The following is a 14,329-nucleotide window of genomic DNA, read 5'->3' as shown; positions in this document are numbered from 1 at the left end:
GTATTTAAAAATTTGTACAAAATATTCGGACAAATTCTTTACTTTAGGAAAGTGTTCTGTTAAACTAATTCTAGTCAAGGGGAAGAATAATGAAGGGATGTCCTAGACATCTAATATCATTCTAGTGAACTTGGCAAGTAATATATTGGAGGTACTTTAGCATGAGCAAAGGTACAGTTAAGTGGTTCAACAATTCAAAGGGCTACGGATTTATCTCAGACGAAGCTGGAAACGATGTATTCGTACATTTCAGCGGCATCAATTCAGAGGGCTTCAAGACTCTCGAGGAAGGTGCTACAGTTGAGTATGAAGTAACTGATGGTGCAAAGGGACCACAGGCTGTTAACGTAACAGTAGTACGTTAATCAATTTTACATTAATCTATTTTTCGAATACCTTTGGTTATGTTATGAAAAACAAGCTATAGGCAATAAAAAAAGGATTAAGGGGAGAGGCAGCGTAGTAATGGCTACGCTGCTTTTTTTTATTAAAAGCTAGTAACGAAAATGTTGTTACCGTAGTGCAGATGAGGGCTGATTTTGAAAAGACTATTAAGATTTTTACTTAACCTATTAACAACATCAATGATAGCCTTAGGCATATTTCTTGGAGTATGCCTTATGCTTGATACAAAAAATACAAAAAACATTCAAACTACAATAAAGAATTCCATGATAGGGGATGCGGTTGTTGTAGAAAGTGTTTCTTATGATAGGTATGCCTATCAACAGCTGGGTGAGGATGAAAAAATCACATACGATCAAATCTACGATTGTATCGTTAACTTTAAAAATCGAATAACCTTATCTACCAAGGATAAAGATGTGCTGGCAAATGCCTACGAGGCTGTTATGGCCGATTATGGTAATCTCTTTTGGATTAAAGGTTATCAATATAACACATACACTAACAATGATGAAGTGGTTGGTTTGGAATTTGAGCCTAAGTATTCCATGACTGAGGAACAGAAGGATGTTTATCAGGCTGAGGTAGATGCTGTGGTGCAGGACTGGCTATCAGGCATTAGTGTATCTGCCAGTGATTACGATAAGGCCCTTTATGTATTTGAAACACTTATAAACAATGTTGAGTACGACAAGGACAGTGTGGAAAACCAAAACATCCTTAGTGTTTTCCTATATCAATCTACAGTATGCCAAGGGTATGCTGATGCTGCCTGGTATCTATTGGACCAGCTTGGAATCAAAAGTACCATAATAACAGGTACTGCCAACAACGAAAGCCACGCATGGAACCTGGTATATCTTGATGATGCTTACTATTATATGGATGTAACCTGGGGTAACAGCAAATATCTAGACAGTAATAATGATGCTGCTGGCAGAATCAACTACGCATACCTTGCAATGACAACAGAGGAAATCAGTCAGAATCATGTAATCACATCATCCTTCGAGGTGCCTGAGTGCTTATCCAATGCAGATAATTATTATGTGCATGAGGGGCTGTATTACGATTGGTTTGGTGTGGATTCCATAGGGCAGAAGCTTAACGAATCTTACATGTCAGGGGAAGATGAAATATCCCTGAAATTCAGTAATACAGATTTGTATTCCAGGGTGATAACATATTTCTTCGATGAGAAGCATATATCTGACTATTGTCCGGATTTGCCATCTGTCTACTATTTATTGGATGAGGTTTCCAATGTAATTACGGTAAAATGGAATTAGTAAAAATACATGTAGTTTTAAAAACTACATGATGAATTAATAAAAACTATTTACGTAGAGAGACTTGGGTGCTATAATACAGATATCAAATAACCCACCTTGTGGGAGGAATGAGGATATTATGTATAAAGTTATTATAGATAGCTGCGGTGAGCTCACAGAGGAAATGAAAAAAGACGGGCATTTTGTCAATGTTCCACTTACTCTTGAGATAGATGACAATCAGATAGTTGATGATGAAACATTTGATCAGGCCAGCTTTATTAAGGCCGTTGCAGCTAGTCCTAATGCACCTAAATCTGCATGTCCATCCCCTAATGCCTACATGGTAGAGATGGAATGTGATGCAGATAACATTTATTTAGTTACATTATCTTCCCAGCTTTCAGGCTCATACAATAGCGCTTGCTTAGCTAAGGATTTATTTGAGGAGGATGATGAATCTAAGAACATTCACGTATTTGATTCTAAATCAGCTTCTATAGGTGAGACACTTATCGGTATGAAGATTGCTGAGTGTGAGAATGCAGGCATGTCTTTTGAACAGGTTGTTGAGACAGTAGAGGCTTATATCGAAGAGCAGCACACATTCTTTGTGCTTGAGACACTTGAGACCTTTAGAAAATCCGGTAGATTATCAGGGCTGAAGGCAGCCATAGCAGAGACACTTAATATCAAGCCTGTTATGGGTTCTACAGAGATTGGTTATATCCAACAGCTTGCTAAGGGCCGTGGTATGAATCAGGCCATTGATAAAATGACAAAGTGTGTTATGGATGTCACAACAAACTGTGAGAACAAAATTGTTGCAATTTCTCATTGCAACTGTCCTGAACGTGCTCTATCATTAAAGAAAAAAATGGAGTCGTTGGCCACATTCAAGGATATATTCATTGTGGATATGAGGGGCGTTAGCACCATGTATGCAAATGACGGTGGAGTAATCCTGGTGGTCTAATAAATTTTATGACATACGAAGAAGTAGTTAATACAATTGATAATAAGCGCCGTTTTGGTAAGGCATGTGGTAGGGATGTTACTAAGGAGTTTTTAGCAGTTCTTAATCATCCCGAGGATGGGATGAACATCATCCACATTGCTGGTACCAACGGCAAAGGGTCGGTAGCAGCTTTTGTAAGTAGTATCTTGCAGGCTGCTTCTTTTGCGTCTAAAGAATCCTTTAAGGTGGGGCTTTTTACATCCCCACATCTTATTGATTATACGGAACGCATCCAAATAGATGGTAAACAGATTAGCAGAGAGGATGTAGCTAGATTAGGTAGCCATTTGCTTGGCATTAAGCTGGATTTAGAGCCTACTATGTTTGATTATTGGCTTGTTATGGCTCTTTTGTATTTTAAGGAGCAAGGGGTTAAATACATTGTTCTTGAAACAGGCCTAGGTGGGGCCAAGGATTCTACCAATGGTTTGGCTCAGGCTCCAAGGGTGTGCGCCATCACATCTATTGGATTAGAGCACACCCAGTATCTTGGTAACACAGTAGAGGCTATAGCAGGTGAAAAGGCAGGCATTATCAAGCCTGGCATTCCTGTTGTAATAGGAGATATGCCAGCTGGCGCCAGGGATACTATCATAGATAGATGTAATCAGCTTGGCAGTAGATATGTGCTGGCAGGCTCAGTATCATCAGAACAAAAGCTAGGGCTATTTGGTAAGTATCAACGTAGAAATGCTGCAGTTGCAGTAGAGGTGATTAAATGCTTAGGTGGCATCAGCCAGGATATTATTGACAGTGGCTTAGCAAATGCTGTGTGGCCAGGCAGAATGCAAATCATCTCACATGAGCCTTTTGTTATGATTGACGGGGCACACAATCCATCTGGAGTACAGGCATTGTATGATAGTCTGGATGCCGAATTTTCAAATGAGCAATTTTCATTTATAATGGCAGTAATGGCAGATAAGGATTATTTGGAGATGGCCAGAATAATTGCGCCAAAGGCTAAGCGTATTTTTACAGTTAATGTGGAATATAGCAGAGCCTTACAGGCCAGGGAGTTAGCAGATAGTGTCAGCTCTCTTGGAATAGAGGCTAAGGCTTTTGATTCTTATGATAAGGCATTGGCTGCTGCTAAGGGCTATAACGAAAAGATAGTAGCATTTGGTTCATTGTATTTTATTGGGGAAGTATTAAAAGAGTTATGATTAAAACCAGGCATGAAGCTTTGATGATGCTAGGACTAGGGCCAGATGCCAGTCCGGCTCAGATTAAAAATGTTTATAAGGAACTAGTTAAGAAATGCCATCCTGATGTGACCGGCAGCGATGATGCTACTGCCTATAATCGCATCACGGAGGCATATAAGTTTTTGTGCAACGACAACGATAATAAGGTGTTGACCCATAGCAGAGTTGTGGGAAAGACCGGAAAGCGAAATACCGCTTCTAACGCAGATTATGCAGCCTTTCAAAAGAAGGCTAAGGAAGCCAAGGAACGCCGCGCTAAGGAGTTTGAACAAAAACAAAAGGATTTTGCTGCCCAATACGAAAAGCAGGAGGCTGAATATAAACGTGCCATGGAGGCTATTGATGCCATCAGGGTTGCCAGGGCAATTCAGTCTATGATATGGGCAAATGGAATGGAAAAGGATAGTGATGATTCAAAAGAGTAATATTAAAAATAATCATATATTTTGGAGTGTTGTTACAGTAGCACTTCCTACTATGCTAGAGCAGATTCTGTCTGTTCTTATGCAGTATGTGGATACTGCCATGGTAGGTCGATTAGGGGCAAATGCTACCGCTGCTGTATCTACATCTACCACCATTACCTGGCTTATAGGAAGTATGCCTTACGCCTTTGGTGTGGCAGCCATGACACTTATTGCACAGGCTATCGGCTCAGGTGAAGAGAATAAAATAAAGCAGGTGGCTAAGCAAAGCTTGATTTTTGCCATTGGCGTTGGAGCAGTGCTGGAGATTATTTGTCTTGCAGTTACCCCGTTTGTTGCTGTATGGATGGGGGCTGAGGAGACAATCAGGCCTGCTGCTACCAGATATTTCTTTTGGATATCAGTACCTGTTGTGTTAAAGAGTGTTCAGTACATCTTAGCATCTGCCATACGTGCTACCAAGGATACTAAGACACCTATGGTTATCAGCTTGCTAATCAATGCTGTTAACCTAATACTTGATTATATATTTATTTATGGATTTGGCTTAGGTGTAGATGGTGCGGCTTATGCTACCTGCATCTCTGCATCACTTGGCGGAATACTTACACTGTTTGTATTTTTCAGAAATCCTTATCTTGGTTTTAAAGACAGTATCTTCAAGACTGATAAGGATATTACACATAAGATGTGGAAGCTGTCACTTCCTGTATTGCTTATAAATGTGGCATCCACATCTGGTTATGTAGTGTTTGCTGGTTTGGTATCTCACATGGGCACCATCATATTTGCGGCTCACAGCATTGCAGTAGGAGCGGAGGAGCTATTCTACATCGGCGGTTACGGCTTTAAATCTGCTGCTAATACCATGGTAGGTATTTCTTACGGTGAGCAGAATCACGACAAATATCATGCTGTTTGCGTCAGCAGTATTATTTGTACACTTGCTGTTATGACTCTTAGCGGAATATTGCTATTTATTTTCGCAACACCTTTGATGGGATTTTTTACATCTGATGCTAACGTTATAGCGCTTGGCTCTAAGGTGCTTAAAATGGTTGCTTTCTCAGAACCATTCTTTGGAATGTACATTATTTCCGAGGGTATTTATTATGGCCTTGGCAAGACCAAATATCCTTTTGTTATTGAGTTTGCAGGAATGTGGCTGGTTAGAATCCTGGCTACATATGTAGGAATTCATTTCTTCGGCCAAGGGCTTGTTTATGTATGGACCTGTATGATTGCCGACAATGTGCTTAAGGCTATCTTTTTGACAGCACCACTGGGGAGATTGTGGAAGAAATAGTTATAAATCAGTCTTGAATTATAATTAAATGTTGACATATAACAAAATACGTGTTAAAGTTCTATTGGTTTAGGTAATTGTTTTATATATGAGGTGAAAAATGGAACTTACAACACTTAATAAAGAGTACAAGTTATTAAGGGAAGATTGTAATGAAAAATTTGTTAAGATGACTCAGATTGATCCTAATATTAATCTTGTTGAAGAATATTGGATTACATCAGATCATACACTTGGAAATTCACGTAGTTATTTTGATTCTTACGAAATGGGAATTGAGTATGCTCTTGATAGAGTAGATTATAGAATGACATTAAATGCGGATGGTCAGAAGCCTTTTGTTATTTTATTAAATGGCAAGGCTATCAATACAAAAGGTCAGCTCCAGGCTTTCCTTAATGGTGAGTTTACAATCAAGGCAGATAATGTTGTAGAAAGCAATGTTAAGAAGTTGTATTCTTAATACTATTTGAATTTTGAGTTAAGGTCCTAGCGATTAGATAAAATCTAGTCGTTAGGGCTTTTTTATTTATTTCTGGAATGATATGATTTAAAAGTCAGATTTATGAAAAGAGGGGTAATAATGGGACGTTTATTTGAAGACAAAGCATTTCTAAAAAGGCTGGTTAATCTTACATTGCCACTGGCATTTCAGGCATTGATGCTAGCCCTTGTGGCAGCCAGTGATGCTGTGATGCTTGGTAGAGTAGAGCAGAATTCTATGGCGGCAGTTTCTCTTGCAACTCAGATTCAGTTTATACAGAATATGATGTTATGTGCTGTGACAGGCTCTATTGCCATACTAGGCGCTCAGTACTGGGGCAAAGGAGACAAGCAGACTATACATAAGATATTTGGAATGAGCCTTCGAATTGCTTTTGTAATATCTTTATTTGTGTGCGTACTTTGTGTAGGATTTTCCAGACAGTTGATGATGATATTTGCCAGTGATTCAGAGCTTATTAGAATCGGCGCAGGATATCTTCGCATAGCTGGTTGGTCTTATTTACTCACAGGATTTTCCCAGTGTTTTCTTGGAATGATGCGTGTAACAGATCATGCCGACAGGTGTGCCTTTATCAGCTCTGGTGCTGTTGTTATTAATATCATTCTAAATGCTATTTTTATATTTGGTTTCCTTGGTATACCTGCTATAGGTGCTAATGGTGCAGCTCTTGCAACGCTTCTTGCAAGAATTATCGAACTAGTGTGGGCTGTTATTTCTTCTTATCAAAAAGATTTCGTTCATCCATCTTTAGGTGATTTGATAGTAAGGGATAAGCTCTTAGCAAGGGATTATATCAGATGTGGTATGCCTCTTGCTGGTGCAGCTATGTTCTGGGGTGTTGGTTTTACTTCTTATACAGCGATAATGGGGCACATGGGCACAGATGCGGCTGCGGCTAATTCTGTTGCAGCTGTTGTGCGTGATTTGATGTGCTGCCTGTGTGATGGTATCAGCGCCGCTGGTGGCATCATTGTAGGTAACGAGCTAGGCTCAGGTGATTTGGTAAAGGGTAAGCTATACGGCGGTAGAATTGCCAGATTATCCGTGTATGTGGGATTGTTTTCTACAGCTGTGATTTTACTGGTTACTCCACTTGTTACCAGCTTTATGATACTAACACCACTTGCAAAGCGCTATCTTGTTGGCATGATGGTGATTATGGCATTTTATATGATAGGTCGTGCTATCAATACAGTAATTATTAATGGTGTATTTGCCTCTGGTGGAGATACCCTTTTTGATGTATATAGCCTTGCAGTAAGCATGTGGTGTATTGCAGTGCCGCTGGCATTTCTTGGTGCGTTTGTATTCAAATGGCCTGTACTTGCAGTATATGCCTGCACCTGCGTCGACGAGGTAGGCAAGCTGCCATGGGTATTTATTCACTACAGGAAATACAAGTGGGTAAAGGATTTAACCAGATAGTTCTGAGTGTTTTATATGAGAATAATGAATAGGAGATATTTATAAATGGGAAAAGAGGTTTTAACTGTTAGAGTTCGTATTAAAGAGGCATTAGAGGTTAAGGGTAGTAGTAATGGGGCTACCATGATTCTTTTTGATGGTGATTGTGATTGCGATAATTTTAAAGGCAAGATTCTACCTGGCGGAGTTGACACTCAGCGTATAGGGGAGGATGGCCTTGTAAGCCTTTCTGCTAGATACATTATGGAGGGTGTAGATAGTGAAGGCCAGCCTTGCCGTATTTTCATTGAAAATAATGGCAAGATTCTTTCTGATGGCAGCATGGCTACAAAACCCTATGTGCTTACAGACAGTGCTGCTCTTAAGCATTTGGAGACAGCTGCCTTGACTGGCACCGTTGAAGGCGCCCCTGATGGGGTAGTGATTCATATATTCGCATAGGGATGTATTCTTGTTAAGTGAATGTTTGAAAATGGCTATTTCACTTAAATTTGTCGGGGAGCAGGTTAAGTGAAAATGGAAAAATGAATTTTTCACTTAAAAAATGGAAAGTGGGTTAAGTGAATATAAGAAAAATAGAAATTCACTTAAAATATATTAAAACATTTTAGGTAAAGTTAAGTTTATTATAAGAATATGTTTTTTCACTTAATAAAGTAAGTAAGCTTCTTAAGTGTATATCTATTTCAAAAGAAATAAACTTAAGAAGCTCAAAAGTTACAATTAAAATGTTAAGTTTATTTTTGTAAACCATAAATACACTTAACAGCAATATGGATTTTTAAGTGAAAAAAATTATCATTTTAATACACTTAACTTTTGTTCAATTTATAGTTAAGTGTATTTGGAAAAACATGATTCTCACTTAAATATAGAAAAAAAACCGATTATTTATTAATTCTATAGAGGTAGTCACGCTCTAAGACAATTAAGAGCTCGTTTTCAGCTTCTAATGGTTCTGCTGGGTCGAGAATCTTCCAATGACCAGTTTCATGATTCATATAAGCGATTACGTTTATCTTATAGTTTTTACGAAGATTCAATTCTATCATATTTTTGCCAACCCATTTGTCCATTGGCAACATTTCTACCATACATAGATTGTCATCTACCTTGAAATAATCTAAGAATGTATCAGAAGCAAGAATTCTAGCGGATTGTTCTCCGCCGTATTCCTCAGGCACGATAACTTTATTTGCACCTATTTTTTTAAGAATGGATGTCATTCTGTCAGATGAGCTTTTTGCAACTACAAGAGGTACGCCAACTTCTTTAGCTACGGCAACAGACATAATACTTGCAGAAAGATTACCGGCCATAGCAACAGCTACGATATCCATGTTTTTAAGACCAAGCATTTCAACTTCATCTTCGTTTGTTAAATCGGCACAAACAGCGGCAGTACAAAAGCCGTCCATATCCTTTAGCTTGTCTCTATCGTTATCTACAACTAAAACATCAGCACCCATTTCGTACATGCTTTTAGCAAGACTTATTCCATATTTTCCTAAACCTAAAACTGCTATTGTCTTTTTCATCAATAAACTCCTTATCCTACGAAAAATTCGCCTTCTACATATCTACATTTTGACTTATGATGGCTTCTGCCAGCAAAGAAAATTGCAAGTGAGATAGGACCTATACGTCCCAGATACATGGCAATAATTATTATAATCTGTCCTACGCTATTCAAGCTTGAAGTTAGGCCACGAGACAATCCAACAGTAGCGGAAGCACTGATAACCTCGTATAGTCCGTCCTGAATGTTGATAGGGTTTGTAACGATTAATGCCAGGGTTAAAATTATAATTGTAAATGTAGCCACAGCAACAATAACAGTTGCTTTACGCATGTTTTCATCTGTAACACGTTTATTAAAAATTATGCTTTGATCATCATCGTGGATGTAGGCAATAATATTTAATAAAGCCAGGAAAATAGTAATTGTTTTTACACCGCCTGCTGTACCGATAGGAGAGCCACCAATAAACATCAGTGTATATGATATGACACATGAAAAATCTGTCATATTCTCCTGTGGGATGGATGAAAATCCTGCAGTTCTTAAAGTGATTGATTCAAAAAAGCTGTTAATAACCTTATCAAAAAGCGAAAGGTTACCAAGTGTGCCAGGGTTGTTATATTCTGCAATAAAAAATGCCACAGCACCGGAAACAATCAGGAAAGTAGTTACTGTCACAACCACAACCAGTTTAGTGTGTTCTGTAAATCTTTTAAAAATCTGAACAGGTGTAAATCCTTTAACGATGCCAGCTTTGATTTTTTCGGACATATCAAACCAAACTACATATCCTAAACCACCTAGAATGATCAAAAGCATGGTTGTAATCATAATCAATGGATTTGATTTATAATCCATCAGACTGTTGTTTCCAATAATGTCTATACCTGCATTACAGAAGGCCGAGACAGAGTGGAAAATGGAGAACCATATTCCCTTTGCAATGCCATATTCTGGAATGAAATATATGGCATAAAGTGCTGCTCCCGTTAATTCAATCTTAGCAACATCTTTTGAGATTCTAATTAAAATCTTTAGAATACCTACATCTGTTTTTAGATTAAGGGAATCCTGTAGCATCATTCTATCGCCCAAAGAAAACTTCTTTTGGGTGATGAGCATTACCATAGAAATAACTGTGATAATACCAAGACCACCTACCTGAATCATAAGCAGGATAATAATGTGACCAAATAGGCTGAAATAGCTATAGGTATCTACCACAACAAGCCCCGTAACACAGGTAGAAGTGGTGGCTGTAAACAGCGCTACCAGCGGATTTGTCCATTGCCCTGTGGCAGAAGATATAGGAAGCATCAAAAGCAACGCACCTATAATAATCGCCCACAAGAAACTTAATGGTATCAATTGTACCGATGATATTTTTTTCTTTTTCATAAACATCTCCATATATCAAAGAGAATCGTGACATGTTAACATCACAAAAAGAAATAATAGTACAAGCGTTTACAAATGTAAATAAAAAAGGACATATCCCATTAGATATGTCCTTTAAAATATTGATGGAAATGGATTTACACTTTTAAAATTACTCTTCGCCACCGACATTTTCATCAACAAATAATTTGATGCAATTATGAATCATTTCCTCGTCATAATCTTGAGTTATACCTGATGCCATCCAATAAGCATAGTCGCCACTCATGAATTCATCAATACCATCCAATGATTCACCATATCTAAATTCAATGTGGTACTCACCTGAAGGAGTATCATCGGTAAATGCAAAGTATGTAAATTCACCAGCATCTGTATCCTCTGTTTTGAAAACATGGAAATATCCAGGTAATACATCCTCGCCATGTAATGCATCAATGTCTTCAACGTAGGTGTATTCATGACTAAACACATCATTGCCTTCTGCATCTTCTCCTGAAATTGTATTACCCTCTATAGTGATTGTTTTGATATCGTTCTCAAAATAACAGTCAAACACGAATGTACCATCAGAATATTTCTCGACAGCATCCTGTCCAGTTACTGTTCCAATGTATGATTCTGTAAGCATTGCGTAATATTGCTCAACAGTATCTGGGTCTGTTTCATATTTGTTAATGCATTCTACCCACCAGTCTTTGTATTCGTCTTTCATAAATTCAGGGAACAGTTCGACATATGTTCCTTGTAGTGCCGAAAGATTATAACCAGATTCAGTTTCATCTGCTGGTGTTGTTGTTTGGGATTCATCAGTCTTGTTGGAAGCTTCCACAACATCAGTGTTTGATGATTCCTGAGTATTTGTTTCTGTTGAACCGCACCCATAAAGTGATGCTGCCATGACTAAAGTAAGTAATAAAGCTGTTTTTCTTTGCATAATCATTCTCCTCTCGAGTTATATACGACTAACTGTAGTTAGTATAGGCATTCGGAGGGAGATTTTCAAGCTGCTTATTATTAATTTTTTATCATTTAATATCAAAGACCCTTTTTGTACCCCTTATATTTGCGATACTTGTCTTAGTATTTTCTATATTTGGTTATAGTTTCCCAATTACTAGGAAATCCCATTTCTTTTAAAATCATTGTTGCAATTTCTGCTTTTGATTCTCTCTGGTATCTTTTAATTAACTTGCTCAGACTATTTTTAAACTCTATAAAATCAGAACTATCCAATACTCTCCCAAATATAAAAAAGGGAAGCTCCGCAGAGACTTCCCTGGGTCACAACTCACACAGAGATATGTGACGCATTCACTATAATCATAATAGTCGCTACGCAACTGTAAGTCAATACCTATCAGATTATATTTGTGGTTAAAAAACTAATAAAATAAGCAGTTATCATTAATCTCTTTGATAACTGCTTTTACTTGAATTCTACAATATCATTCGGTGTGCATTCCAAAATCGCGCACAACTTTTCAATGGTTAAAAGTGTAACATTTCTGTTCTTCTTAAAACCATCTAATGTCTTATTATCTATTCCCGCTTTCAGTAATTGATATTGGGAAATATCTTTTTTCTTCATAGTCTCCCACAAAGGCGCATAACTAATTATTTCCATCACTCCCTGCATAATCTTATAAGTTGATTATAAATAGGTGTTGTGCATATCGACATTGTGGAGTTATTCACAATATGTTATAATATACGTGTAATATTATATATATATCCACAATATAACTTATTACAGTGAAGGGAAATCAATGAAGGTATATATTAATAATCCATCTAGGCTCGAGGAATGTAAAAACTTTATCACAGAAATCGAACACCAAACAATAATAGCTATTGAGAAAGGAATAGGAAATGAAAAATAAGAAAGTTTTAATAGTATGTATCTTAGCAATCGTAATTGTGGCAATTTGCATCGCTATAGGTGTTAATGTTTCTTCCTCAAATAAATATGCAACCGCAATGGAATTAATAGAGGAATACAAGGGAGATTTTGATTCTAATGATGAATTAGATTCAAAGCAGGCTGTTTATGATTCATTTGTAGGTGATTCTACATTAAGTGATTATTATGGAAGTAATGATTCTTTTGATGAGAGTTATGATTCAACAAAGGAATACTTTGAAGGCGAAATTGAAAAAATAGAAGCAGAAATTGCTGCTACAGAAGCTGAAATTGAACAGGCTCAAGCTAATGAAGCTGATGCCCAGGAATCACTTGAAACAGAGACAGATGATTCTGAAAATACTGAAAGTGAAGACGTTCAGACTTCAGATAAAGAAAATGCATCTTCTGATACAAGTTCATCAGACATTAAGAATGAAAGTACTACATCATCAAATGCGACTGTTTCAAATGAGCAGCAGTCATCTAATAACACAGAATCGACAACAGATAGTTCTTCAAGTAATTCAAGTTCAACTACTACAAGTAGTCCATACGATATTGTAGCTAAAAATACAGGTGTTGTTTGGCACTGTCCAGCAGAATTAGTTAAATTAGCACCTTCAAAAGGTTGGTTTTGTATAGAATTGCCCAACGGTAACATGTGCTGGTCCACATATGATTATACAGAAACAAAACCACCTTATTGGGAATGTGAAGCAGGGCCTGATGGAATACCTATTCCTGGTACAGTTTATATAAATGGTGAACTAGTTCAGTAATTTTTAAAAATTATTACGGGTAGCTGTTAAAGTTGCCCTTAAATACTTTAAGGAGGATTTTATGCAAATAGCAGATGATGAATATCAGAATTTAAGAAGAATAAATCCAAGTCATCCTGAGAGATAAATCATACTGAGAGTTCAAAAATCCGTAGTTATAGTATTGAAATGAGGCGTCTTGTATGCCTCATTTTTTGCTCCTCTTTTTTGGGAGTTTTTCTATTTTGTACCCTTTTTTATTAACTTGTTTTATACATTATTGGGTGTTAAAAATGAACTAATAAAAGTACTAAGAAACTTAGAAGGTTCGATTGCGAAGACAGAACATTTGTGCCATATTTATTCATGCAGTTTGTCTGCACTGAAAGTACCCATGACGAGGTGGAAATCTCCCGAGCCATTCTATAAGGTGCTCCACAGAGTGGATGTCACTATGGAAGGGAGGTGACGCACATGACGGACTATGAAATCTTGATGATTATGCTAACGATGTTAGCATTGCTTTTTACAGCTTGTGGTTTCTTACTGGCGTTGCTTAGCTTTCTCGATAAGAGGAACAACAAGCGAAAAAAATAATGCCTCTCTCGTCGGCAAACGAAAGAGGCGGCTCTCACTGAGAGCTAATTAACTCTAATTCGGGAGCATCCACTTTGGAGTGGGTGCTTTCTTTATCTATACTATAACATCAAATTCTCTTTAATTCAATGCTACATTATTCTTAAACAAACTACGCGCGAGACGGGATTAAGGAAACATCTCGATTTCATTCGCAAGCTCATGAAATCAAGATAGGTCGTCCCGTCTCGATTGAAGTGCCCGATAACTAAAATAGGCAGTACCGCAATTGCGATACTGCCTATTTTAATTATCGAGCGCGAGACGGGACTCGAACCCGCGACCCCCACCTTGGCAAGGTGGTGCTCCACCAACTGAGCCACTCGCGCATTTTCGAAACAAATCTCAGCCAACTTGGCTACTTGTTTGCCTCAACAACAATATGTATTCTATAGTACAACTACTCATAAGTCAAGGGATTTTCTAAAGTTGCAAAGCTTTAAAAAATCCCTTTGTTTTTCAGACAATTCAGCCTTTTTATAAGTTCAAAGCGCTGTCGTATTCAATGGAGATAAGACTGTCTCCGTCAAAGATAAACACTAG

At 37.6% G+C, this 14,329-nt stretch carries 15 protein-coding genes and 1 tRNA gene; 10 read left to right on the top strand and 6 right to left on the bottom strand.

What is annotated here, in order from left to right; translation table 11 throughout:
- Positions 1 to 161: 161 nt before the first annotated feature.
- The 9 genes from IJ535_RS01765 to IJ535_RS01725 all read left to right on the top strand — a co-directional run bounded on the left by IJ535_RS01765 (position 162) and on the right by IJ535_RS01725 (position 8,007).
- Entirely contained in the window at positions 162 to 365 is a 204-nt protein-coding gene (locus IJ535_RS01765; protein ID WP_028235478.1) for a cold-shock protein, read from the top strand.
- 174 nt (positions 366 to 539) lie between these two features.
- Positions 540 to 1,694 carry a transglutaminase domain-containing protein gene (locus IJ535_RS01760; RefSeq protein WP_294298008.1) on the top strand — a complete coding sequence of 385 codons (1,155 nt, stop codon included), beginning with the start codon at positions 540 to 542 and terminating at the stop codon, positions 1,692 to 1,694.
- Positions 1,695 to 1,815: 121 nt separating this feature from the next.
- Positions 1,816 to 2,652 carry a DegV family protein gene (locus IJ535_RS01755; protein WP_294298005.1) on the top strand — a complete coding sequence of 279 codons (837 nt, stop codon included), beginning with the start codon at positions 1,816 to 1,818 and terminating at the stop codon, positions 2,650 to 2,652.
- Positions 2,653 to 2,660: 8 nt separating this feature from the next.
- Positions 2,661 to 3,860 (top strand): bifunctional folylpolyglutamate synthase/dihydrofolate synthase, encoded by a 1,200-nt coding sequence (locus IJ535_RS01750; RefSeq protein ID WP_294298003.1) that lies wholly within the window; start codon positions 2,661 to 2,663, stop codon positions 3,858 to 3,860.
- Positions 3,857 to 4,327 (top strand): J domain-containing protein, encoded by a 471-nt coding sequence (locus tag IJ535_RS01745; protein WP_294298000.1) that lies wholly within the window; start codon positions 3,857 to 3,859, stop codon positions 4,325 to 4,327. The genes IJ535_RS01750 and IJ535_RS01745 overlap by 4 nt, the downstream gene beginning before the upstream one ends.
- Positions 4,311 to 5,633 carry an MATE family efflux transporter gene (locus IJ535_RS01740; RefSeq protein ID WP_294297997.1) on the top strand — a complete coding sequence of 441 codons (1,323 nt, stop codon included), beginning with the start codon at positions 4,311 to 4,313 and terminating at the stop codon, positions 5,631 to 5,633. Before IJ535_RS01745 ends, IJ535_RS01740 begins: the two co-directional genes overlap by 17 nt.
- Positions 5,634 to 5,733: 100 nt before the next feature.
- Entirely contained in the window at positions 5,734 to 6,096 is a 363-nt protein-coding gene (locus IJ535_RS01735; RefSeq protein ID WP_294297995.1) for a hypothetical protein, read from the top strand.
- Positions 6,097 to 6,216: 120 nt separating this feature from the next.
- A complete protein-coding gene (locus IJ535_RS01730; RefSeq protein ID WP_294297992.1) occupies positions 6,217 to 7,566 on the top strand; it encodes an MATE family efflux transporter in 1,350 nt (449 codons plus the stop codon).
- A 45-nt stretch (positions 7,567 to 7,611) separates the two neighbouring features.
- Positions 7,612 to 8,007: a DUF3237 family protein gene (locus IJ535_RS01725; protein ID WP_294297989.1), complete on the top strand. Its 396-nt coding sequence runs from the start codon at positions 7,612 to 7,614 to the stop codon at positions 8,005 to 8,007.
- Positions 8,008 to 8,453: 446 nt separating this feature from the next.
- Here the strand turns inward: IJ535_RS01725 and IJ535_RS01720 are convergent, their stop codons facing one another.
- The 5 genes from IJ535_RS01720 to IJ535_RS01700 all read right to left on the bottom strand — a co-directional run bounded on the left by IJ535_RS01720 (position 8,454) and on the right by IJ535_RS01700 (position 12,077).
- Positions 8,454 to 9,104 (bottom strand): potassium channel family protein, encoded by a 651-nt coding sequence (locus IJ535_RS01720; RefSeq protein ID WP_294297988.1) that lies wholly within the window; start codon positions 9,102 to 9,104, stop codon positions 8,454 to 8,456.
- 11 nt (positions 9,105 to 9,115) lie between these two features.
- On the bottom strand, positions 9,116 to 10,486 hold the full coding sequence (locus tag IJ535_RS01715; protein ID WP_294297985.1) for a TrkH family potassium uptake protein: 1,371 nt from the start codon (positions 10,484 to 10,486) through the stop codon (positions 9,116 to 9,118).
- 151 nt (positions 10,487 to 10,637) lie between these two features.
- Positions 10,638 to 11,423, bottom strand: a complete 786-nt coding sequence (locus tag IJ535_RS01710) for a hypothetical protein (protein ID WP_294297982.1) — start codon at positions 11,421 to 11,423, stop codon at positions 10,638 to 10,640.
- Positions 11,424 to 11,566: 143 nt separating this feature from the next.
- Positions 11,567 to 11,722, bottom strand: a complete 156-nt coding sequence (locus tag IJ535_RS01705) for a hypothetical protein (protein ID WP_294297979.1) — start codon at positions 11,720 to 11,722, stop codon at positions 11,567 to 11,569.
- Positions 11,723 to 11,915: 193 nt separating this feature from the next.
- Entirely contained in the window at positions 11,916 to 12,077 is a 162-nt protein-coding gene (locus tag IJ535_RS01700) for a helix-turn-helix domain-containing protein (RefSeq protein WP_294297976.1), read from the bottom strand.
- Positions 12,078 to 12,358: 281 nt separating this feature from the next.
- Here IJ535_RS01700 and IJ535_RS01695 point away from each other — a divergent pair, with 281 nt between their 5' ends.
- Positions 12,359 to 13,171, top strand: a complete 813-nt coding sequence (locus IJ535_RS01695) for a hypothetical protein (protein ID WP_294297973.1) — start codon at positions 12,359 to 12,361, stop codon at positions 13,169 to 13,171.
- 871 nt (positions 13,172 to 14,042) lie between these two features.
- Here the strand turns inward: IJ535_RS01695 and IJ535_RS01690 are convergent.
- Positions 14,043 to 14,115 (bottom strand) — tRNA-Gly (locus IJ535_RS01690).
- Positions 14,116 to 14,329: the final 214 nt, after the last annotated feature.

Source organism: Pseudobutyrivibrio sp. (assembly GCF_017471675.1).
Taxonomy (GTDB): Bacteria; Bacillota; Clostridia; order Lachnospirales; family Lachnospiraceae; genus Pseudobutyrivibrio.
This window is presented reverse-complemented; position numbering and strand designations above follow the sequence as displayed.